Consider the following 20,649-nt stretch of genomic DNA (forward strand, 5'->3'; position numbering starts at 1 on the left):
TCGTCCTCGGACAACACCAGCTCGGCCATCGGCCGCCCCATCTTCGCCATGAAGACAGCCTACTAATTCAACGAATTCCCGGCGCAGGACACTAGGGGGGTGGCTCGTGGGCGTAGTGGCCGCCCCTGCTGAGCAGTTGGCGTATCCGCAGGTCGCTCGTGGGGAGTACCGTCCGGGTGAGGAGCCCAGAACGGAGAGGTGCAGTCATGACCCAATCCCCCGACACAGGCATTGGGGCGCGCGTGCGCGTGGCCCGGATCGCGGCAGGCCTGACGCAGGCGGAAATGGCCGGACTGGTGGGCCGCTCCGAGCGGTGGGCCGAGGACGTCGAAGCCGGCAGGCTCCCCCTGGACCGGTACTCGCTCATCACGGCCGTGGCGACGGTGTGCGAAGTCGACGTCGTCTGGCTGCTCGGACAGCCCTACCGGCTCCGCCGCGAGCAGGGTTCGGCGGTCCCACACGTCCCCGCACTCCGAGCCGCGCTGCGCCGGTCTTCCCTCATCCTCTCCGGCCACCCCGGACTCGTGCCGTCCGCGCCGGCCGCCGACGCGCAGCGGGTCCGGGACCAGGCCGCGGCGACCAACCGACACCGCCAGGGCGCCAACCTCCCTGCGGTCGCCGGGCTGCTGCCCGCCCTGCTGGAGGACCTCAACACCACGGTCCTCATGCACGAGCGCGGTACCGCCGAGTGGGACGAGGCCCTGCGCCTGCTGGTGGACGCGGCCCGCAACGCGCGCCAGACCCTCAACCAGACCGGGCTGCCCGACCTGGCGTGGGTGGCGGCGGAGGTCGCGGCCGGGGCCGCGACCCAGCTGGATGACCCGATCGTGAAGGCGGCGGTGGCCTGGGACCGGTGCGGAGCCCTGCTCCACCAGGGCTCGGCCCGCGAGACGCAGGCGGTCGCGGACGCCGCCCTGCGGGATCTGGAACCGCTGTCGGCGACGGGCGACACCGACGCCCTCGTGCTGGAAGGCGCGCTGGTGCTGCGGCAGGTGGTCGCCTGCGCCCGCGCTGGCGACGCGGAAGGGGCCTGGGACCAGGCCACCCGGGCGGTGGAGGTCTCCGAGCGCCTGCCGGAGGGCCACCACGATCTGCGCTGGCAGACCGTGTTCTCCCGGGCCAACGTGCTGGTGCACACGACCGAGGCCGGGGTCGAGGTGGACGCGCCCGACACCGGCTTGTCGTTCGTGGACGACGTGGACGTCTCGGCGATGCCGAGCCGGGAGCGGATCACCCACTACCGGATCGACGAGGCGCGGGCGATGCACCGCATGGGCCGCTCCGGCGATGCCGTGGTGACCTTGCGGGCGGCGGCGCAGCGGGCGCCGCACTACGTGCACGCGCACCCGATGGCACGAGAGCTCGTCGGGGACCTGGTGCGCCGGGGCGTTCCGTCGCAGGCCGCAGCCCTGTCGGGGCTGGTGCGGGGCATGGAACTGGTGTCCTGACCCGGGTGCGCATATGCCAGTTGGGCGGCCTACAGAATTCCTGTGGGTCGCCCTTCTGCTTCGGCGGGACTCTCGTGTCGTGACCATCACCTACGGTTCCGGAGCGGACACGGGGGGCGACATGGGCGACATCCTGCATGTCCTGCACGGCCGCGACACCATCGAATGCGCTGCGGCGTACGACCGGCTCGGCTGGCCCGTGGCGATCGGGCATCGCCACCGCACTGCCTCCGGCTGCACCTGCCAGGACACCGGCTCGCCGACGGCGTGCGTAACCCCCGGCGCCCACCCCCTGGGCGAGACCGTCGAGCCGCTGGAACGCAACGAGCTGGCCGCCGCGTTCGAGTCCGCACCCGGGGCCGGTGTCATTGTCCCGTGTACGCACTGGGACGCGCTGGTCGTCGGCCACGCCATCGGCATGGCCGTGATGCTCCGGGCCGATGCGGCCGGTCTCCACATCCCGTGCCTGACCTCCGGCCACAGCACCGCTACCCTGCTGGTGGCGTCTGGAACGGGTGAACTGCTCGTCCAATGCCAGCACGTGGAAGTCCGCTCCGGGCCCGGCGCCTGGGTCGCGCTGCCTCCGTCGTACGGCGTCCGATGGGACACCGCGCCCGCCGAGGACCACCTACTGCCCCTCTGCGAGGCGGTGCGCCCGCTCCTCGCGCAGGTCCTCAAGCTCGCGTCGGCCACCCCCGCCGAGTGGTGATCGGGATGGTCGGCCGAACGGAGGCAGAGCGCCGTGGGGGCCAGAAGATCCCCCGTGCCTGGGACCCGAACCTGATCGCCGCGCATGGCCCGATCACCGCTGCCGAGCAGCAGTTCGTCGCCGATCACGTGGTCACCGGCCGGGCCGGCCGGATGGCGGTAGAGGTCGGCTGCGGTACGGGGCGATTCACTTCCTGGCTCCACCACGCGCACGGGTACTACGTGACCGGCCTCGACCTCTCGCCCCTCAACCTGAGCCTCGCATGTGTGCGCGGGGAGGGGCCCGGACTCTCGTATGTGGCCCATGACGCCGAGAGCGGCCCGCCGCCGGGGCTCCCCGTCGATGGGGTGGACCTCGTGGTCGGCCGTATGACCACCAGGTACCTGCGTGACCCCGAAAGGCTGCTGCGGCAGGTCCGTGACCGGTGGCTTCGTCCTGGAGGCTGCCTCTACCTCCAGGTGCTGGCACGGCCGTTCAAGGACGAGCGGCAAGGCTGGATCACCCCCGAGAACCTGGCCCGCTACATGGATGGCTGGAGCAGCCGGCAGCGCATGGACGAAGGCCCCCGCGCACACCTTGTGCTCCGCACATCCCACCGCTGAGACAGGCACCCAAGGACCACCCCATGAGTCACCCCACCTGGAACGGCCCCACCATGCCGACTGTCACCACCGGGGAGCCGGAGCAGCCGCACATTCCTCCCCTCAAACGCCTCGGATCAGCGTCCGTCCGCCGAGCCCTGGCCCAGCACCAACTGCCGGACTGGCTTCGCGAGGGCGCCATGGTCGTCGACGAGAACGGCCGGGGACGCCGGGGCATCGTCCAGTTCATCGGCGAGTGGGAGGACCCCCTCACCCGGCGCGTCACCCCATGCGCGATCTTCCTGCGCCCCGAGGGCGGCGGCACCGAGTGGGTCGTCGCCAACCACGGCACTCTCACCCCGGGCTGAACCTCATCAGACTTCCCGCCCCGTCCAGGGGCGGGCAGGCGGGCCTACGGGGCGAAGGAGCCTCTGGCCTGCGGCACTACCGGTACGGGCGGCACCCGCACCGCACTGTTCGCAACCACAGCAAGGAGAAACCCATGGAGCAGTCCAAGTCCGTCATCGCCGCGGCCAGCACCTCGGCGTCGGCGGGGCAGACCGAGGAGATCACCGGGACCGTGGTGATCGCCGTCGACGTCGAGGACGAGGAGTAGTCGTCCCCCTCGCGTTCGCGTCCTGACCCAAAGCGTCCCTCCCCTTCTCTCGGTCCTGCGGGCCGGGGGAGGGGCGCTCCTCGTACTTGGCCGTCTGGAGGCCGTAGTGATTCACGTGTTCGTCGGGCCGACGCTGCCGAGGTCCGAGCCGCAGCTTGCCGCGCCGGACGTGCGGGTGTGGCCGCCGGCTCGGCATGGGGATCTGTTCGCGCCCGCGATCCGCAGCGGCGACACGGTGGTGCTCATCGACGGCGTGTATCACCAGGCGCCAGCACTGCGGCACAAGGAGATCCTGGCTGCGATCGGCCGGGGGGTTTCGATGATCGGTGCGGCGAGCATCGGCGCGCTGCGGGCGGCCGAGCTCGCGCCGTTCGGGATGCTCGGCGTCGGCAGCATTTACACCTCCTACGTCCGGGGGGAGATCGACGGCGACGACGAAGTGGCCGTTGGGCAGGCCCCGGACGGGGAGTGGGAGGCGCTGACCTGGCCTGTCGTCAACCTCCGGCATGTACTGGAGCGAGCCCGCGCTGCTGGGGTACTCGACGAAGATCGGGCCGCCGCGCTGCTGGTGGCGCTGCGCGCGGTCTACTACCCGCAGCGCACCACGGCCGCAGTGTGGGCTGTCTGCCGCCGCCAGGGCGAGATGGAGTTCGCCGGGTGGCTCGCCGGGCGGCTCGACCAGAACCGGCACTTCGGCGACCTCAAGCGCGCCGATGCCCTCGCGGCCGTGCGCATCGCGCTCGACGGCCGGGAGACGCAGACCAGCGACCGGCCGTCGCCTTCGGTGTGGGAGACGACGTACTTTCGGCGCTGGTCCAACGCCTTTGCCCGCGACAGCGTCGACGGACTGGACCTCTCCACCGAGGACCGCCTCCTCTACCAGCAGGTATTCGACCCCGCATTCCGCGAGAGGTGGGCGGACTACCTCGAACACCGCTCCCTGAACCCGGCCAACGGGCGAGGCCTGGCGCTGTCGGAACGGCTGGCCCAGGTCACCGGCGAAGACCTGCCCGCCGACAGGGTGTTCCACCCGGCGGTCGACCTGCGCGACGAGCAAACCGTGGCACTGCTGTTGGCCGGCGAGACCGAGCAGGACCGCCAGGCGGTCGCCCGGTACGCACAGGCCCTCGAAGGGGCCCGCCGCAGCCGGCCCGGGTTCACGGTCGCCGCAGTGCGCGACGACGTCACCCGCCGGCACCTGCTGCGGCTGTGGCAGAGCACCGAGGGGCGCTTCGACGCGGAGGCGTCCGCGCGCGGGCTGATCTGCGGGGCACGCGCCGTCGAGGCGGCCAAGCGGCTCATGCCCGGATTCCTGGACGACATGGACGACAAGGACAAGCGGACGGAGGCGTCCTGTGGGGCGCGTTGAGGACCTGGTGGCGCTGCCGGGCACGGTGCGCGCCCGCACCCCCGAGCAGACGTGGGAGGCGGTGGCCGGGTGCTTGCCCGAGTTCGGCATCACCCGCGTCGCGGACCTGACCGGCCTGGACTGCATCGGACTCCCGGTGTGGACGGCGATCCGGCCCGCCTCGCTGACCCTGAGCACGTCGCAGGGCAAGGGCGCCACCGCCCTGCTGGCGAAGCTGTCGGCCGTGATGGAGGCCATCGAGCTGTGGCACATCGAGCAGCCGCTGCCCGTCGCGGCCTGCGGGCCCGCCGCCGAGGTCGCCCCCACCTGCCCCGTGGCCACACTGCCGCTGACCGTCCCGTACCCCGAGCGCATCTTGACCCGGATGGTGTGGGAGTGGACTCCCGGCACCGGCCTGGCGAGCGGGGAAGAAGCGCTGCTGCCAGTCGATCTCGTCCGACGGCGGGCGCAGCGGCCGGAGTGGAGCCCGGATCTGTTGCGCGCCACCAGCACCGGCCTGGCATGCGGCAACACCCGGGACGAGGCACTGGTGCACGCGCTGTTCGAGGTGGTGGAACGGGACGTGCTGTACCGGGATTCTCTGGCCGGTGGGCGGCGACGCATCCTCATCGCGCCCGGGACAGTTGACGAATCCCACGCTCGGGAGGTGATCGACCGGCTGGTGGCCGCGGGCATGGCGCTGGAGATCGCGCTGGTGGATGCCCCGTACGGGCTGCCGGTGTGTGTGGCCTATCTGTGGTCGGAGGACTATCCGGTCGTCTTCGCCGGCGGCGGCTGCCACCGCAGCCCGGCGATCGCGTTGACCCGGGCGCTGACCGAGGCCGCGCAGTCCCGGCTGACCGCGATCGCAGGTACCCGGGACGACCTGCCAAGCGACCCTGCCTCGTTCGGCACCCCGCCCTTCCGCCCGGCGCCGACCACCGGGCTCGCACCGTGGCCGGCGGTGACGGACACCTTCGTCACGGCCGACTGCGGTTTCGCCTCACAGGTCGACACCGTGGCCCGGCGGATCGCACACGTCACCGGGTACGAGCCGGTGGCCCTGGATCTGTCCGACCCGGCCGGTCCCGTCCACGCCGTGCAGGTCGTCTGCCCCGGCACCGGCTCGCGCATCAGGAGGTCGATGCCCCGATGAACCTCAACACCACGGCGGCCCCCACGCCCCGCGGGCAGCGCTCGGCCCAGTACGACGCCTTCCACGCTGCCCGCGCCCGCACCGACCTCGTTGGCCGCCTGTACGCCGCGGCGATGGGCGAGGACTACCCGGCCGAGGTCGCCGCCTCCAGCTCCTGCGACTGGCCCCTGCTGGGGCTGATGACCGCGCGGCTGAAGATGCAGCCCGGCCAGCTCCTCGTGGACGCCGGCTGCGGCACCGGCGGCACCGGCCTGTGGCTGGCCCGCGCCCTCGCTCTCCGCTTGGAAGGCTTCGACCTCTCCCCGGTCGCCGTCGCCCAGGCCACCGACCGCCGCCCCCACTTCCTCGGCGACGCCACCGACCGCGCCGCCTTCCGCGTGGCCGAGCTGGAGGACACCGGCCTGCCCGACGGCCACGCCCACGGCATCCTGTGCGTGGACGCCCTGGGCCGCGCCGCCGACCGGGACGCAGCAGTGCGCGAACTCGGCCGCGTCCTGGCCCCGGGCGGCCGACTGATCATGACCCGTTCGCTACGACGCGGCGCCGAACCGACCTGGGAAGAACAGGCCCGTGGTGCCGGGCTCACCGTGGAGCACGTAGACGAGCGCCCCGCAGAGCCCGCGACCTGGGACCGGCTCTACCGCCTGTGGATCGACCACGCCGACGACCTGCGGCGCAAGCTGGGCGAGGCCCAGACCCAGAACATGCTCCGCGAGGCGCACCAGGTACTCCCCACACTGCCCGGCCGGCGAGCGGTCCTGCTGACCCTGCGGCGCCCCGCGGCCACCCCTGCGGCACCTGGCACGGCCGATAGGATGACCGGGCCCGCGCCCAGCGAGAGGACCCCGCAGTGACCCAGCAACGCCGTTCCGTCCGTGCGGCTGTGTTCTCGGCCGGGTCCTGGGGCACCGCCGTCGCCAAGATCCTCGCCGACGCCGGAACCGACGTCATCGTGCACGCCCGCAGAAGCGAGATCGCCGACGCGATCAATACGGTGCACCGCAACCCGGGCTACTTCCCGGACGTGGAGCTGCCCTTCTCGGTGACGGCGACGACTGACCCGGCCGCCGCGCTCGACGGCGTGGACTTCCTCGTGCTGTCGATCCCCGCCCAGTCCCTGCGCGCCAGCCTCGCCACGTGGGCACCACACATCGGGCCCGACACCGTGATCGTGTCGCTGATGAAGGGGATCGAGGTCGGCAGCGGGCTGCGGGCAAGCCAGGTCATCACCGAAATGACCGGCCTACCCGCAGAGCGGGTCGCGGTGCTGTCAGGCCCGAACCTCGCCCGCGAGATCATGGCAGGCCAGCCTGCCGCCGCCACCGTCGCCTGCCCCGACGAGGACGCCGCCCGCCGCTTCCAAGCGGCCTGCCACACCCCCTACTTCCGGCCCTACACCAGCACCGACGTGATCGGCTGCGAACTGGGCGGTGCCGTCAAGAACGTCATCGCCCTCGCAGTCGGCATCGCCGCAGGAATGGGCCTGGGCGACAACGCCACCGCCATGCTGATCACCCGCGGTCTGGCAGAGGCCACCCGCCTGGCCACGGCCATGGGCGCCCATCCGGCCACCCTCGCCGGCCTGTCCGGCGTGGGCGACCTCGTGGCCACCTGCTCCTCCCCGCTCTCCCGCAACCGCACCTTCGGCGTCCACCTTGGCCGCGGCCTGAGCGTCGCCGAGGCCACGGCCGCCACCCGGCAGACCACCGAAGGCGTCAAGAGCGCGGAGGCCATCCTCGCCCTGGCCCACAGCCACGGGGTCGAGATGCCGATCACGGACGTGATGTCCGCCCTGCTGACCGAGAAGATCACGCTCGACGAGGCCGCCGCCGCGCTCATGCAGCGGCCCCCCAAGCCCGAGCGCTGACCCCCGGCGCCCCGTTCCCGGGGCCGCCCACCAACACCTTCACCCTCCCGACCCGGAGGTTACCCATGCACGCGTCCGTGCTGTCCGCTGCCCAGATCGCCGCCACCTTTGCCCTGGTGACGTGGATGATCACCGGTTTCACCCGCCTGCCCGGCCGCTGGCTGCGCTGGAAGATGTTCTGCCGCGCCAACTTCACCGTCATCTCCCTCACCGGAACCAAGGACGGCCGCACCGAGCCGGTGAACGTCTACGACTACCTCTCCCCGGGCTCCTTCATCCTCGGACCGCCTCAGCTCCAGGCGATCATCGACCACCTCACCGGCACCGGCCGATACGACCGGCTCGACGGGTACGGCCGCCTCCTGTCCGCCCGAGGTGAGCAGCCCATCCAAGTCAGGGGGAGCCGTGTGGTTCTTTGACGCGCTCGCTTCAGGGTTCCAGGACCCCACCGACCCCGGACGACTCCAGCTGTTCCGCATCGTCTTCGGCACGGTCCTTGTCCTGCGATTCACTCTCTCCATCGGCCAAGGCGGCTGGGACCGACTCGCCCCCGGCTCGCTCAGCTCCCACCTTGCCGAGCAGCGCCTCGGGCCCGCCTGGGCCCGCCTCCTGATCACCCTCTACCGGCCCGCGCTCATCGTCCGTACGATCGCCGCCCTCTGTCTGGCCTGTGGCCTGGCACCCCGGCTGGCGCTCCTGCTGGTCCTAGCCGGGGCGGCCATGGAACTCCTCTACCTCAAAAGTCCCAACGCCGTCCGCTACACCCTGCTGACCGGAGCCTGCCTCATGCTCGCCGGCGACCTCGGCCACGGCCTGAACATCGAGCACGTTCCCAACACGGCCAACACCTGGGCACAGTGTCTCCTCGTGCTGATCACCACTGACATCTACTGGAACAGCGCCTGGCAGAAGCTCCGCAGCCCTCAGTTCCGCACCGGTCTCTACCTCGCCCAGTGGATCCACGTCTACACCCAGGTCAGAGAGCAACTGCCCTACCGGGGCCAGTACGCCATCCCCGGCTTCGTCCGCCGCCACATGGGCAACCTCACCGACCGCGACATCCGCATCTGGCGCCTGGTCGCGGCCACCGCCATCACCGCAGAGATCGCCCTGCCCCCCGCACTGCTCATCCCGCAGACAATGCCGTACGCCATCGCTGTCGGCATCGGGATGCACGCAGCCTTCACGTGTCTCAAGCCCCGCCAACTCATCACCTTCTCCGGCCTTACCACCGGCACCTATTTCGCCTTCGCCGCCTGAAACCCCCTCCGGGTCCCCGAAGGGGGGAAGGCGCTGTAACCAGGGTCGAGGACGTCCGTTTGACAGGGGTGACCACAGGCATGATGTACGACTCCTTCACCGCTAGTTCTTCGTAGGCTGCCCCATCTGAACCGGACGACGACCTGGAGCGGCTGCGCGCGGCACGGCAGCGGATCGTCAACGCTTGGTGCCGCCAGCATGAGGGGCGGATCCAGGAAATCGCGGCGAGCGTGGCGCGCACGTCCGGGGCATGGCCGTCACTGGATCCGGCTGACCGAACTTCCCTGCAAGCCCTTAGCTGGCGAAGCTCTCCGACCCGCGAGAGGAGTTGAGTCTTCGTCGCTGCCAGCCCATCGTGACGAGGTGGGATGGTTCGCCGTAATTCTCGGACGGTCGCGCAAAGGGTCACTTATGGTGTTGAGATGATGTCCGTACGGGTCATGAAGGAAGCCGACATTGCGGCTGTCTCGGCAATACGTGTGGCCGGTTGGAAGGCAGCGTACGCCGGCATTGTGCCTCAGCCTTACTTGGACGGGATGAGGGCCGAGAAGGATGCTGAGCGGTGCCGGAGACGTTTTGCGCGGTCGGGCGGGCAGGTGATGGATCTTGTAGCGGTTAATGATCATTCAGAAGTTTTAGGGTGGGCTTGCCTCGGGCCCTACCGCGGCACGGAGGCGGACCATGCTCTGGGTGAGCTCTATGCTCTCTACATTCAGCCTTCACTCATCGGGACAGGAGTTGGCCGCACGCTGCTCAATGCTGTTAATACCCATGCTGCGGCTCGTGGTTTCGGCACGTTGCTCTTGTGGGTCTTTCGCGACAACTTTCGGGCGCGGCGCTTCTATGAACTGGCGGGCTACTCCGCTGATGGTGCCGTTCAAGTCGACGACTACGACGGAGTATTGCTGTCCGAAGTCCGCTACCGGCGCACGGTGCCAGACGTGATCTGAGCTAAGCGATTGTGGGTGGACGGATTAGGTCGGGCAGAACGCGCTGGCCATCCGGGTGCTCAGGCGACGTCGCCGAGGTAGCCGGTCGCGTACTCCGCGCTGGCGAGTGCGGTGATCGGCTGCCGCAGGGCGTGGGGAAGCAAGTTGAGGTGGGGCACCTTCTCCAACTCGACCCAGTCCAGGCCGGTCTGCAAGTCGTCCTCGGCGTGTCCGCCAAGCTTGCTGGGGTCACCGGAGGGGGTGCAATGGAAGATCGCTTCGATGCGGTGGGTGCTGGCTTCGGTGTCGGCGTGTTTGTGGTTGGCGCCGATGTATTCGCGCAGCCACAACATCCGGACCACGGTGACGGTCAGGCCGGTCTCCTCGTGGACCTCGCGGCGCACGGTGGCATCGAGGGCTTCACCGGGGAGCTGGCCCCCACCGGGCAGGAAGTAGCACTCCTGCCCCTCCCAGTTGGCCCGCTGGAGCAACACACGGCCGGCGTGGAGGACGACAGCTTTGGCAGCGGTGCGGATGATCGGGGTGACAGGCCCGGGCACGAAAGCTCCAACTGTTACTAGTGGTGGGCGGGAAGTGTCAACGTTCGGTTTTGCTGAAACCGTGGTGCCGTCTGGTGGCCTGGAGCGCCGCTACAAGCCTCGCCGCTTCCCTGCGGGCGGGTTTCAGGAGAGGGTCCTCCACGTACGCGTGGGGGCCCACGATCTTCGCGCAGAAGAACAGCGCCATCAGCTGGCCATCCCGGCTCTCGAGGTCCCGACGTCGTTCGTGGACTACCCGCTCGGACAGGGCCGGGACGGCAAGCGCATTGCCCCACAGGGTCGCGGAATCCAGCCCTCGAGGAGCCATCCCCCAGTCCTCCCAGTCGATCACGCAGAACTCGGGCCCCATCACGTTCGCCCACGTCAGGTCCGCGTGTGCCGGCACCCAGTCGCTCACGGTCGTGTCGGTGATCTCAGGGAAGACGGCACTGATCGTCGAGGTGACCACGTCCTGCGTGATCATCACGGTGTCGGGCGTGGCAATGCGGGGAGTACGCTGCGCGGCGAGGGCATCGAGCGAGGCGTTCAACGACACCCACCACGAATCCGGCAAACTGGGATCGTCGAGCGCCCTGGCGCCCTTCCCGACGGGCGCGGCTGTGATCAGCTCCAGCTCGTCAGCGCGCCACATCACCGGCTGTTCCCGCTCACGCCAGGCAAACCCCCGATACCACTGCGGCATGATTACGTCCCGCAGGACCGCCGCGGCCTCGATTCCGTTCCAACCCTGCTCGCCGATCCTGTCGACCCCGCGACGCTCGATCCGCACCCAGGTGCCGTGATCGGTCCGTCCCCCGATTGAGCGGCGCTTACGCACTACCGTGTTCCGCTCCAGCCGCACCGCCAAGGCTTGGTCTACGCGTTCGAGCACATCGTCAATCGGCTGAACCCTCAGATCCACATCAGCCGCAGTGGGCAGAGACGATGCCATGAGACCTCCTTGAGGGCGAACGCGACGGTAGCAAGAACTTCCGTACCGTCACCCCGCATTGTCACCCGCACCGGAGTCCAATCAAGAGGTTGGCGCCGGCCAGCTCGGCTGCGATGTGCTGCGTGTCGTACCTGACCTCGGCGAGGGCGTCCTTCGGCCACGTCGTGCGCCGTTGCCGTGATTGCGTTGCGGGAGACTTGCGGGGTCCCTATTCTCGTGGGCAACGCGTCGACGGAGACGAGTAGCCACAGATCACGTGAGCAGAGAGAGCCGCCGGCAGCTGTGAAGGCGGCCTCGCGACCCGTGGTGAAGACACTCCCGAGCGCGGGGAGGAAAGGCCCTCGGGCCCAATGCCCCGCCGGTTTGCCCCCGTCATCGGGCTGAATGAGGCCGCCGCTGTCTGGTGGTGGCAAAGGCGTGGTGGCACCGCGAGTACCCTTCTCGCCCACGCTTCCAAGGGATCATGACGACGCCCCTGGAGGGCTGCGATGATCCACACGACTAGCCGCGTACTGGCTTCTGACCTACGCGCACACCTCGACCAGACGGTCACCGTCTCCGGCTGGGTGAACGCGCTCCGGCTGCAGCGCAAGATGCAGTTCGTCATCCTGCGGGACCACTCCGGCATGGTCCAGGTGACCCACAAGCGCGACGGCCGCCCGCTTGAAGCCGCCCTCGAATCGCTCACCCCCGAGTCCGCCGTCCGGATCACCGGCCGTGTCGTGGACGCGGCGCAGGTCAAGCTGGGCGGCCTGGAGATCGTCCCCGAGACGGTCGAGGTGCTGAACCTGGCGGAGACGCCCCTGCCGATCGACGAGCACACCGGCCCCGAGCACCGGCTCGACTGGCGGTTCCTCGACGTACGCAAGCGGGCGACGGCGCAGCTCGTGTTCACCGCGCAGACGACCCTGGAGCAGGGGCTGCGCGAGTACGCCATGCAGCACGGCTGCACGGAGATGCACACGCCGAAGCTGATGGGCACCGCGTCGGAGTCCGGAGCTGAGGTGTTCAAGCTCGGGTACTTCGACCGGTCGGCCTACCTCGCGCAGTCGCCGCAGTTCTACAAGCAGATGGCGGTGGCCGCCGGCATCGACAGGGTCTTCGAGATCGGCCCCGTGTTCCGGGCCGAGCCGTCGTTCACCTCGCGGCACGCGACCGAGTTCACTGGGGTGGACGTGGAGCTGTCGTGGATCGACGACGTCGAGGACGTGATGGCGTTCGAGGAGCGGATGCTCGCTCACGCCATCGCGAAGGTCGTTGAGGTCCATGGTGAGGCGATCCGGGAGGTCTTCGGCGTCGAGGTCGTCGTGCCGGAGGCTCCGTTCCCCAGGATCATGATGGCCGAGGCGCAGGAGATTCTGCGGGCCGGCGGGTGGGACCCGGCGGGGCTCAAGGAGGACTTGGACCCGGAGGGCGAGCGCGCTATGGCTGCCCACATGAAGGAGCTCACGGGGCATGAGTTCGTGTTCATCACGCACTACCCGGCCAGCGTCCGGCCCTTTTACCACATGCGTCCGGCGGACCGGCCGGACCTGACGCTCAGCTTCGACCTGCTGTGGAAGGGCCTGGAGATCACCACCGGGGCCCAGCGTGAGCACCGCTCCGACGTGCTGCTCAAGCAGGCGGAGGAGAAGAGCATGGACACCGAGCCGATGCAGGACTACATGAACATCTTCCGGTTCGGGTGCCCGCCCCACGGCGGCCTCGGCGCCGGCCTGGGCCGGATCCTGATGGTCATGCTCGGCCTGGACTCGATCCGCGAGGCCGCGTTCCTGTTCCGCGGCCCGAACCGCCTCACCCCGTGAGCGGAGGGGTACCACATGCTGCTGTCCCTCCGCTGGCCTGGCGATGGGACAGCAGGGAAGGCTCAGTGCCAGGCGTCACCGGGCTGGCGCCGCTGGTCGATGCCGTGCTGCGATGTCGTACCACGCGATCCTGCACCGGGAGCCCGAGTTCGTGGGCCTGGCCGCCCGGACCAGGCACGCAACCGCCAGAAGCTCGGCTCCCGTGGCGGCCGACCGCCACGCTTCGCCCCGACCGACTACCGCGAGCACCACGCGGTCGAGTGCGTGATCAACCGACTGAAGCGCCACCGGGCCGGCCTGGATCGCTTCCCAGATGTTCACGCCGAGCGGCTTGGCGAACATGGCCATCTCGTTGACCAGCACAGTGTTGACATGCCGGAACGTGTTCTCGATCAGCTCGGCCACCTTCGGGGCGGAGACCGGGACTCTGGTTTGCACAAGGCCGTCGTAGAAGCCCTTGACCACGTCGAGCGATGCCGCGTCGATGCCAGACACCACCTTCGGTGTCTTCTCGAACGGCCACGCCCTGTTTCCCGGGTCAATGCGCTCGGGGCTGAATCCGACATGGAAGTCCGCGCCAGCCAGGCCGGATGTCCTTTCCAGGATTCGGCAGCACCACCTCCTCGGCGATACCGGGGTAGGTCGTGGACTCGAGGACTACGGTCGCGCCCGGGCGCAGGTGCGCGCCCACCGTGTGGAGGCAGGACTCGACGTAGGTCAGGTCGGGCACGCCGTCCCGGAGCGGGGTCGGCACGGTGATCACCGCGATGTCGAACCCGGCCAGCGCGGTGGCGTCGGCGGTGACGGAGTAGGCCCCGGAGTCCAGGACGGTGGGGAGCCGCGCGGACGCCACGTCCTCTACGTACGACTGGCCGGCGGTGATCTGCTGAACGCGATGCCGGTCCACGTCGTGGCCGAGGACCCGGTGACCCACCTCTGCGGTGCGCACGGCCAGCGGCAGCCCCACGCATCCCTGACCAGCGATAACAACATGCATGGCAGCCGCCCACTACGATTCCAGTGCTTGAATGGGATGTCGTCTTTGACCGAGCAAGGAGAAGCGCTGTGCCCCTGGTGTCCGTCGTGATGCCCGTTTACAACTCGGCAGCGACGCTCGGCGCAGCGGTTCGGTCGGTGCTCTCGCAGACCCACAGCGACCTGGAGCTGCTGGTCACCGACGACAAGTCTTCTGATGGCTCCTTGGACCTGCTCATGGAGTTCGCCCGGCAGGACGAGCGCGTCAAGCCGGAGTCGGCACCGGACCAGGGTGGTGCCGGCCGGGCACGCAACCTCGCTATCGAGCGGGCCCGGGGGGATTACGTCGCCTTTCTCGACAGCGACGACCTGTGGCTTCCGAAGAAGACTGAGCGGCAGATCGAGTTCGCCGCTATGGGCGATGCGCCCTTGACGTTCACTTCCTACTACAAGATGGACGCCGACTACGACGGCGAGAGCGCCGACTTCATTCCGAACGGACGGGTGGTCCGCGCGAGGGAACACGTGGACTACCACGCGATGCTGGTGCGGGACTACATCGGCGCTCTGACCGCCATGTACGACCGCAATGTCCTCGGCACGCGGCTGATGCCGGAGATGCGGAAGCGGCAGGACTACGCCCTGTGGCTGTCGATCATGCGGGACGGCGCTGACGCCCGGGGCCTGGCCGAGCCGCTTGCGGTGTACAGGTCCCATCAGGCGGGTTCGCTGTCCTCCAACAAGCTCTCGCTGGTCCCGTACAACTGGGAGCTGTACCGCCAGCACGAGGGGCTGTCGGTCCACCGGGCGACGCGGGCGCTGGCCGGTGCTGTGTGGCAGTCGCTGCGCAACTCGCGGATCTAGGCCCTTCCTCTACGTCGTCGTTCGCGCTGCCGTGCCCGTGACCTCATCGGTGCCCATCCCTCATCCTGAACAGGCTGGTTCTGCCCACGGACGCTGGCCCCCTGGAGGCGTGCCAGACCGGAGCACCTCCCATGGTGATGGTCCAGCCCAACGCGTTGTCGCGCGACAGCTCCCCAACCATGAACTCCGCGGCCAGGGTCCGCAGGAAGTGCATGAAGCTCGGTTCGTTCCGGAACTCGGATGCGAGTGGGTACATCAGGATCGGGATTCGCCCATGCCCGGTCCAGGTCGAGTTGGAGTAGTCGATGGCCTGGGCTATCAGCTTCGCCGGATCACTGCTTGGCTGCTTCACCTCCAGCCCGAAGACCACATCGGTCTTCTTCCAGCCCGTCGTATCACGTGGAGTCAGGAGAAGGTCCAGGCGGACGGTTTTCCCGTGAATGGACTTACCTGAGACCTGGCGCTGAATCACGAAGAAGGGGGAGAGCTGTAGGACGAGCCAGTTGACCAGGTCGGCCTCTAGCTCGAATCGAGGAACATCGTCCGTCACCTGGGCGCCGCCTCGGCAGTTTGTGATCCCTGGATGGGTGTCCGGCGACTGGGGGCAGTGCTGCCAGCTGTACCGGTAGTGATTCCTGTCGTCGTAGTCGACAGAACAGCTACACGGACCGAGAAGACTGTCGCACTCTTGCAGGGACCCGTAGATGCTCTTTTGCATGTGCGAGACGGGATAGTCAGCGACGATCCTTCCATCCCATAAGAATGCCGAACAGGTGTGCATGAGCTGTAAGTAGGACGAGGTCGGTCCCGAGGTCGTCGCTGGGCCGTACCCCATGTAGATCATGGATCTTGTCCCGTCAGGGTGTCCCAGGACCAGAGTCCTTTCCATGCCTGCGTAGTCGATGATCTCGGACAGGTCCCGCTCCTCCATCTGCGGCGACACCTTGACAACTCGCAGCCCGGAGGGAGCAAGGGCAACAGCCGGGGGCGCGTCGGTGGGCCAGAAGTCCTTGACCCTGTCCGGCCTGGCCGTGGCCGAGTGAGAGCCGTGGCACCACATCGTCTCGGAGGACACAAAGTGCTTGACCGGCTCGGGAGCCTCCCCAAACCCCTGGATACAGGCCGTGCATGACAGCGAACCGGATCTATACCGCACGCTTCGGGAACGGCACGTCTCGCAGTTCTGCAGGGGCGTCCCGTCTGCTTGCACGGGGTAGACCGAGAAGCCGTAGGTCGTCACGATGTACTCCGCGAGATCTCTCCCGCGAAGGCTGTCGACGTTCACGTCTGCCACATTCCCCCCAGGGTGCCTGGCGCGTGGTGGTTGCCTACATACGCGTGATCAACATGTCTGCCCCTTGCGTCCGATGACCACCCCGTTGGCGAAGCGTTGACGCATATCCACAACCTGCTCTCCCAGGTGACTTCGTGGGCAAGGCCGTTGGCAACCCTCGCACGCGGGTACGACAGCACGCTCGGGGCGTGCCTGGGGCCGCACTCTGCTCTCAAGAGTCGGCCCAGTGGATGCCGAGTTCGGCGAGTGCTGGTCCAGGTCGAGGCGGTTGCAGCGGGCCTTGACGTTGCCGATCGATATTCTGGTGCGGCGCTCCCTCGGGCAGCTGCTGGACGGCAGCCCGGCCGAGCAGGCTGCCTTCTCGCCGCGGAAGGGAGCCTCTCGTGGCAGTTCCAGGCTGGCAAGGCCAAACCCGGGGACAGTGGGAGGAAGCTGCTGTACCGCTGACAGCGTGGTGGGTCGGTTTATCCGTCGGGCGTCGCCGAAGATTGTTTTGCCGCTGTGGATCGTGTGAAGGCGGCGCTTCCGCGCTATCCGAGGTAGGGGTACGTGCCGGCGAGGTAGTCGCCGATCTGCTGGCGCATGCTGGGGTGGATGTCGTATTGGTCGAGGTCGGCGGGCTGGATGAAGCGGACGCCGTCGGCCTCGTCGTTGATCGTGGGCGTGCCGCCGGTGGGGCGGCCGATGTAGGTGTTCTCGTACTGCTGGCGGATCTCGCCGTCGGTGTACGCGACGATGTGCTTCGGGTTGGTGTAGACGCCGAGGAAGCCGGTGATCTCGGCGACGATGCCGGTCTCCTCCAGGCACTCGCGTACCGCGCATTGGGCGGCCGTCTCGCCGATGTCCTGGGCTCCGCCGGGCAGGGCCCACTGGCCGGTGTCGCGGCGGCGTTGGAAGAGGATGGCGCCGTTGTCGTCGACGACGAGCAGGTTGCTGGCGGGGATGAGGGTGTTCGCCTTCGGTGCGGCAGGGTCGTTGTAGTACTCAGTCCTGCCCATGTGCGGCGGGGTCCCCTCCTGGTCGGGAGTCCATGGCCGTGCGGCGACCCAGACGTTTCCAAGCTTTGAGCGTAGTTCTCGAACTACCCTGTGTCGTCATCCCTCTTGAGATGTAGGAGGGGCGGCCGGCTTCGCCACCGTCGACGCCTGGGACTTCGACCCTCAAATGGCCAATCCGAAGCGACAGTGGGCGAGCGTCTACGTGATCGCGACCCAGTAGACGAAGAAGCGTCGGCTCGAGGCGCCGTGGTGAGGAAGTCCTTCCTCGCGGCCGAGGCGTCACATGGCGTCGGCTGCGCCTGCCGCTCCTCCTCAATCTCGTTGGCGGAGCGCCACGAGATTGCTGCACTCTGAGGAGATGCTGGCCACAATGACCCCACGCCCGCACTACAGTTCCACTGCCGTTCGCCCCGGATGGCAGGACCTTCCCGAGCCTGTCCGCCTTTCGATCAGTCGGAGGTTCAGCGGTTCAGTATCGGCTGGACCGAGCTCTGGAAGCGGGTTCACCCGTGGTTTTGCCGCTGTGATCTGCTCAGATGGCGAAGCTCAGTTCGTGAAGGCCGTCAACAGTGCCGACTCCATGCACATCGCGGACTGCTACCGGCGCGAGGCGGTGATCAACACGGCGCTGCCGCACGATGTGCCGGCTCCCCGTCTGCGATGGCATGAGGAGCAGGACGGATGGGTTGTCCTGGGTTTTGACGCCGTGGTCGGAGGGCGTATGCCCAGTGAACCCTGGAAGCCCGAGGAGCTGTCGGCGGCATTGGATGCATGGGCGACGGCATCAGAGGCGCTTGCTCATCCGTCTGCCCAGCTTCTACAAACCGGACTTAAACCAGTGGGCGATGGAGGAGACTTCGACGATTGGCGCGCCCTAGCCGGAGGCGCGAGTGAGCATCGTCTACTGCCGACCTGGACGCCACTCCATCTCTTGGATCAACTCGCTGACCTGGAGGCCGGATGGCGCGAGGCCACCGCCGGTACCGCGGTTCTGCACCATGACCTCCGGCAGGACAATGTCCTGCTCGACACCAATGGAGCAGCCTGGATCTGCGACTGGAACTGGCCCTGTCTGGGTGCAAGTTGGTTCGATCTTGTGCTGCTCCTGGCCACTGCATTTGCTGATGGGTACGACGCATCAGCGCTCTTCGCCCGCCATCCCACGGCCCAGGCCGCTGAAGGAGAGCAGTTGGATGCCGCCTTGGCCGCCCTCTCCGGCTTCTTCCTCGCTTCCGGAGCCCAGCCGCCTCATGCGTTTGGATCGCCGTTCCTCCGACAGCACCAAACCTGGAGCGGCGAGGTCGTTCTGCGGTGGCTTGCCGAGCGAAGGAAATGGGTGATTTGACATGGATCCAGTGGCAGCAGCGCGGGCCGTTGTAGAGGAACGTCATCCGGCTGCTCGGGCGGCGTTTCTGGGGGGCGGCATTCTGTCGGAACGACGCACGGCCTTGTCCGACCTCGACATCGTCGTGCTTCTGCACGGATCCCCGGCCCCGTACCGTGAGAGCTTCCGGTTTCGCGACTGGCCCGTGGAGATGTTCGTCCACACGGAGGACACCTGGCATGCATTCGTAGAGCGTGAGATACGGCGACGGCGGAGCCCGCTGCTGTGGATGTGTGCAGACGGCTTGTTGCTCTTCGATACCGACGGCCTCGGTGCGCGGCTCGGCGCTGAAGCCCGGAAGCTGGCCGTCGCGGGCCCGCCCGCGGTTACAGCCGAGGAGCTTGAGGACCGGCGTTATGCGATCACGGACCTTCTGGACGATCTCGCTGGGAGTACCGATCAGGCGGAAACGCTATTCATCGCGGCAGAACTCGCCAGGAGAGTCGGCGAACTGGCGCTGAGTGCGAGTGGATCATGGTGCGGTGGTGGGAAATGGCTAGCACGTCGCATGGATGCCGCAGCCCCAGGACTTGCCGCCAGCTTGCACGACGCCGTCCGTGAGGCACTGGGCGGGAAAATCGAGCCTCTTGTCGGTGTGACGGACGAGGTGTTGGCTCAGGTCGGCGGGCGCCTGTGGGCCGGATACCGACGAGGTGGCACACCGTGAATGATCTCCACCAGACGGGTCGAAGCCTGCCCCGTCTGTGCCCTTGGGCTCTTCGACTGGGATGACTGGGCAACGCTCCAGGGCATGACCCGGTTTCGCCAGCGGTGAGATCATCACTGATGCGTATGGCGTGACCGTGTTACGGAGGGGGAGAGCGTGGCCAGGGATTCGGCGTTGCGGGGATATCTGTTGGAGGAGTCGCTGGCCTGGCTGTTGCGGTTCTCTGGATACCGACTCCTGGTGCACGAGGACCAGGATCCCGTGGAGCTCGTGAGCCAGGGTGACACGCTTCGGGTCCGGGGACGGGGTGCACTGCACCAGGTGGACGCGCTGGGCGAGTTCGCGTTCACGCCGGCGTTCTCGATGCCTGTGCGGCTCTTTCTTGAGGCGAAGTTCTACAAGGACCGGGTCGGGCTGGAGATTGTGCGGAACGCGCACGGCGTCGTGCATGACGTGAACGAGAACTTCATGGCGCATGCCGGGAGGCGGCCACGGCAGCGCTACCAGTATTCGTACGCCTTGTTCTCGGCGAACGGGTTCACCGCGGAGGCGCAGAAGTACGCGCTCGCCCATCAGCTCTCGTTGGTGGATCTCTCCGGTGCGTCGTTCGCCTGGCTGCTGGGTGCTATCGGTACGACGGCGTGGACGTTGGACAAGGCTCAGAAGCACCTGGGGCCGTCCGATCCTTTTCCCATGACGTGGCTCCGCACCGAGCTGCGGAAGGCGCTGGGTACTGCACCGGCCCATCTGCTGCCCGCGGTGTCGATCGCCGAGGGGAAGTTCAAGCAGGAGGCCGCCGCGGCCATTGCGAGCTTCGTTACGGCTCTGCAGCAACGTAGTGATGCTGAGCTGTTGCTCGGGTTTCCTGCGGCCCCGTTCATCCTGCCGTTGGCCGCTGACGATCACCATGCGTTCGTGGCGTATGCGGATGCCCAGCCCGACCACGCGGTGAGGATCCGGCGGAGGGGTAGTGGCGGCTCGGCGGAGTGGACGCTGTCGCCGTTGAGTGCGCAGAACGCGTATGAGCTGGCGTTCAAGCTGCCGGAGCATGTGGAGGACTGGATCAGCGACATCGCCGAGAAGGAGCGGGGCCGCACGCTGGAGGTGAAGGAGCAGTTCCTGTCGGCGATAACGATCTATCGGATGAGCGGCGGTGGGGTGCGCGCCTATCAGCTGCGTTATGAGGCGAGTTCCTTGTCGCGTGCCTGAGGACAGCCGAGGCTCCGGCCTCCCCGCGGGTGCGGGGAGGCCGGCAGT

General features: G+C 68.1%; 22 protein-coding genes. 16 read left to right on the forward strand and 6 right to left on the reverse strand.

Going from position 1 to position 20,649, the window contains the following annotated elements; genetic code table 11:
• Nucleotides 1-206 precede the first annotated feature (206 nt).
• The 11 genes from ACFY15_RS08260 (at nucleotide 207) to ACFY15_RS08310 (ending at nucleotide 9,935) form a co-directional block, all read left to right on the forward strand.
• Nucleotides 207-1,448, forward strand: a complete 1,242-nt coding sequence (locus tag ACFY15_RS08260; RefSeq protein ID WP_390825191.1) for a helix-turn-helix domain-containing protein — start codon at nucleotides 207-209, stop codon at nucleotides 1,446-1,448.
• Between the two features lie 79 nt (nucleotides 1,449-1,527).
• Nucleotides 1,528-2,157 carry a hypothetical protein gene (locus ACFY15_RS08265; RefSeq protein WP_390825192.1) on the forward strand — a complete coding sequence of 210 codons (630 nt, stop codon included), beginning with the start codon at nucleotides 1,528-1,530 and terminating at the stop codon, nucleotides 2,155-2,157.
• Nucleotides 2,158-2,162: 5 nt separating this feature from the next.
• Nucleotides 2,163-2,759: a class I SAM-dependent methyltransferase gene (locus tag ACFY15_RS08270; RefSeq protein WP_390825193.1), complete on the forward strand. Its 597-nt coding sequence runs from the start codon at nucleotides 2,163-2,165 to the stop codon at nucleotides 2,757-2,759.
• Nucleotides 2,760-2,782: 23 nt separating this feature from the next.
• Complete coding sequence (locus ACFY15_RS08275) at nucleotides 2,783-3,106, forward strand: hypothetical protein (protein WP_390825194.1); 324 nt, start codon at nucleotides 2,783-2,785, stop codon at nucleotides 3,104-3,106.
• A 363-nt stretch (nucleotides 3,107-3,469) separates the two neighbouring features.
• Complete coding sequence (locus ACFY15_RS08280; RefSeq protein ID WP_390825195.1) at nucleotides 3,470-4,723, forward strand: TfuA-like protein; 1,254 nt, start codon at nucleotides 3,470-3,472, stop codon at nucleotides 4,721-4,723.
• On the forward strand, nucleotides 4,710-5,858 hold the full coding sequence (locus tag ACFY15_RS08285) for a YcaO-like family protein (RefSeq protein WP_390825196.1): 1,149 nt from the start codon (nucleotides 4,710-4,712) through the stop codon (nucleotides 5,856-5,858). Before ACFY15_RS08280 ends, ACFY15_RS08285 begins: the two co-directional genes overlap by 14 nt.
• Nucleotides 5,855-6,712, forward strand: a complete 858-nt coding sequence (locus ACFY15_RS08290) for a class I SAM-dependent methyltransferase (protein WP_390825197.1) — start codon at nucleotides 5,855-5,857, stop codon at nucleotides 6,710-6,712. Before ACFY15_RS08285 ends, ACFY15_RS08290 begins: the two co-directional genes overlap by 4 nt.
• On the forward strand, nucleotides 6,709-7,725 hold the full coding sequence (locus tag ACFY15_RS08295; protein WP_390825198.1) for an NAD(P)H-dependent glycerol-3-phosphate dehydrogenase: 1,017 nt from the start codon (nucleotides 6,709-6,711) through the stop codon (nucleotides 7,723-7,725). The genes ACFY15_RS08290 and ACFY15_RS08295 overlap by 4 nt, the downstream gene beginning before the upstream one ends.
• Before the next feature lie 65 nt (nucleotides 7,726-7,790).
• The gene (locus ACFY15_RS08300) at nucleotides 7,791-8,144 is read left to right on the forward strand and encodes a hypothetical protein (protein ID WP_390825199.1); all 354 of its coding nucleotides are present in this window, start codon (nucleotides 7,791-7,793) and stop codon (nucleotides 8,142-8,144) included.
• Nucleotides 8,131-8,985: a hypothetical protein gene (locus ACFY15_RS08305; RefSeq protein WP_390825200.1), complete on the forward strand. Its 855-nt coding sequence runs from the start codon at nucleotides 8,131-8,133 to the stop codon at nucleotides 8,983-8,985. The genes ACFY15_RS08300 and ACFY15_RS08305 overlap by 14 nt, the downstream gene beginning before the upstream one ends.
• 422 nt (nucleotides 8,986-9,407) lie before the next feature.
• On the forward strand, nucleotides 9,408-9,935 hold the full coding sequence (locus ACFY15_RS08310) for a GNAT family N-acetyltransferase (protein ID WP_390825201.1): 528 nt from the start codon (nucleotides 9,408-9,410) through the stop codon (nucleotides 9,933-9,935).
• 59 nt (nucleotides 9,936-9,994) lie between these two features.
• Here the strand turns inward: ACFY15_RS08310 and ACFY15_RS08315 are convergent, their stop codons facing one another.
• Both ACFY15_RS08315 and ACFY15_RS08320 read right to left on the reverse strand, forming a co-directional pair.
• The gene (locus ACFY15_RS08315; RefSeq protein WP_390825202.1) at nucleotides 9,995-10,474 is read right to left on the reverse strand and encodes an NUDIX domain-containing protein; all 480 of its coding nucleotides are present in this window, start codon (nucleotides 10,472-10,474) and stop codon (nucleotides 9,995-9,997) included.
• Nucleotides 10,475-10,511: 37 nt separating this feature from the next.
• Nucleotides 10,512-11,405 (reverse strand): hypothetical protein, encoded by an 894-nt coding sequence (locus tag ACFY15_RS08320; protein WP_390825203.1) that lies wholly within the window; start codon nucleotides 11,403-11,405, stop codon nucleotides 10,512-10,514.
• A gap of 488 nt (nucleotides 11,406-11,893) precedes the next feature.
• On the opposite strand from ACFY15_RS08320, the gene aspS reads away from it, so the two are divergent.
• Entirely contained in the window at nucleotides 11,894-13,210 is a 1,317-nt protein-coding gene (aspS, locus tag ACFY15_RS08325) for an aspartate--tRNA(Asn) ligase (protein WP_390825204.1), read from the forward strand.
• Between the two features lie 75 nt (nucleotides 13,211-13,285).
• Here the strand turns inward: aspS and ACFY15_RS08330 are convergent, their stop codons facing one another.
• Together ACFY15_RS08330 and ACFY15_RS08335 are read right to left on the reverse strand one after the other, a co-directional pair.
• On the reverse strand, nucleotides 13,286-13,705 hold the full coding sequence (locus tag ACFY15_RS08330; RefSeq protein WP_390825205.1) for a hypothetical protein: 420 nt from the start codon (nucleotides 13,703-13,705) through the stop codon (nucleotides 13,286-13,288).
• A 43-nt stretch (nucleotides 13,706-13,748) separates the two neighbouring features.
• Nucleotides 13,749-14,177 (reverse strand): hypothetical protein, encoded by a 429-nt coding sequence (locus ACFY15_RS08335; protein WP_390825206.1) that lies wholly within the window; start codon nucleotides 14,175-14,177, stop codon nucleotides 13,749-13,751.
• Nucleotides 14,178-14,275: 98 nt separating this feature from the next.
• On the opposite strand from ACFY15_RS08335, the gene ACFY15_RS08340 reads away from it, so the two are divergent.
• Nucleotides 14,276-15,049 carry a glycosyltransferase family 2 protein gene (locus tag ACFY15_RS08340; protein ID WP_390825207.1) on the forward strand — a complete coding sequence of 258 codons (774 nt, stop codon included), beginning with the start codon at nucleotides 14,276-14,278 and terminating at the stop codon, nucleotides 15,047-15,049.
• 43 nt (nucleotides 15,050-15,092) lie between these two features.
• On the opposite strand, the gene ACFY15_RS08345 is transcribed toward ACFY15_RS08340, so the two are convergent.
• A complete protein-coding gene (locus ACFY15_RS08345) occupies nucleotides 15,093-16,334 on the reverse strand; it encodes a hypothetical protein (RefSeq protein WP_390825208.1) in 1,242 nt (413 codons plus the stop codon).
• A 539-nt stretch (nucleotides 16,335-16,873) separates the two neighbouring features.
• The gene (locus ACFY15_RS08350) at nucleotides 16,874-17,341 is read right to left on the reverse strand and encodes an NUDIX hydrolase (protein ID WP_390825209.1); all 468 of its coding nucleotides are present in this window, start codon (nucleotides 17,339-17,341) and stop codon (nucleotides 16,874-16,876) included.
• 553 nt (nucleotides 17,342-17,894) lie between these two features.
• Here ACFY15_RS08350 and ACFY15_RS08355 point away from each other — a divergent pair.
• The 3 genes from ACFY15_RS08355 (at nucleotide 17,895) to ACFY15_RS08365 (ending at nucleotide 20,601) form a co-directional block, all read left to right on the forward strand.
• On the forward strand, nucleotides 17,895-18,686 hold the full coding sequence (locus ACFY15_RS08355; protein ID WP_390825210.1) for a phosphotransferase: 792 nt from the start codon (nucleotides 17,895-17,897) through the stop codon (nucleotides 18,684-18,686).
• A gap of 1 nt (nucleotide 18,687) precedes the next feature.
• Nucleotides 18,688-19,392, forward strand: coding sequence for a nucleotidyltransferase domain-containing protein (locus ACFY15_RS08360; protein ID WP_390825211.1), 705 nt, complete (start codon nucleotides 18,688-18,690; stop codon nucleotides 19,390-19,392).
• Nucleotides 19,393-19,548: 156 nt separating this feature from the next.
• Nucleotides 19,549-20,601, forward strand: a complete 1,053-nt coding sequence (locus tag ACFY15_RS08365; protein WP_390825212.1) for a hypothetical protein — start codon at nucleotides 19,549-19,551, stop codon at nucleotides 20,599-20,601.
• Nucleotides 20,602-20,649 lie beyond the last annotated feature (48 nt).

The sequence above is a fragment of the Streptomyces sp. NPDC001373 genome, assembly GCF_042895815.1.
Lineage (GTDB): Bacteria > Actinomycetota > Actinomycetes > Streptomycetales > Streptomycetaceae > Streptomyces.

Bases quoted from the DNA above. Each gene is read 5' to 3' on its own strand.
- ACFY15_RS08260 (WP_390825191.1), top strand. From the start codon at position 207: ATGACCCAATCCCCCGACACAGGCATTGGGGCGCGCGTGCGCGTGGCC.
- ACFY15_RS08270 (WP_390825193.1), top strand. From the start codon at position 2,163: ATGGTCGGCCGAACGGAGGCAGAGCGCCGTGGGGGCCAGAAGATCCCC.
- ACFY15_RS08275 (WP_390825194.1), top strand. From the start codon at position 2,783: ATGAGTCACCCCACCTGGAACGGCCCCACCATGCCGACTGTCACCACC.
- ACFY15_RS08290 (WP_390825197.1), top strand. From the start codon at position 5,855: ATGAACCTCAACACCACGGCGGCCCCCACGCCCCGCGGGCAGCGCTCG.
- ACFY15_RS08300 (WP_390825199.1), top strand. From the start codon at position 7,791: ATGCACGCGTCCGTGCTGTCCGCTGCCCAGATCGCCGCCACCTTTGCC.
- ACFY15_RS08310 (WP_390825201.1), top strand. From the start codon at position 9,408: ATGATGTCCGTACGGGTCATGAAGGAAGCCGACATTGCGGCTGTCTCG.
- ACFY15_RS08320 (WP_390825203.1), bottom strand. From the start codon at position 11,405: ATGGCATCGTCTCTGCCCACTGCGGCTGATGTGGATCTGAGGGTTCAG.
- aspS (WP_390825204.1), top strand. From the start codon at position 11,894: ATGATCCACACGACTAGCCGCGTACTGGCTTCTGACCTACGCGCACAC.
- ACFY15_RS08350 (WP_390825209.1), bottom strand. From the start codon at position 17,341: ATGGGCAGGACTGAGTACTACAACGACCCTGCCGCACCGAAGGCGAAC.
- ACFY15_RS08360 (WP_390825211.1), top strand. From the start codon at position 18,688: ATGGATCCAGTGGCAGCAGCGCGGGCCGTTGTAGAGGAACGTCATCCG.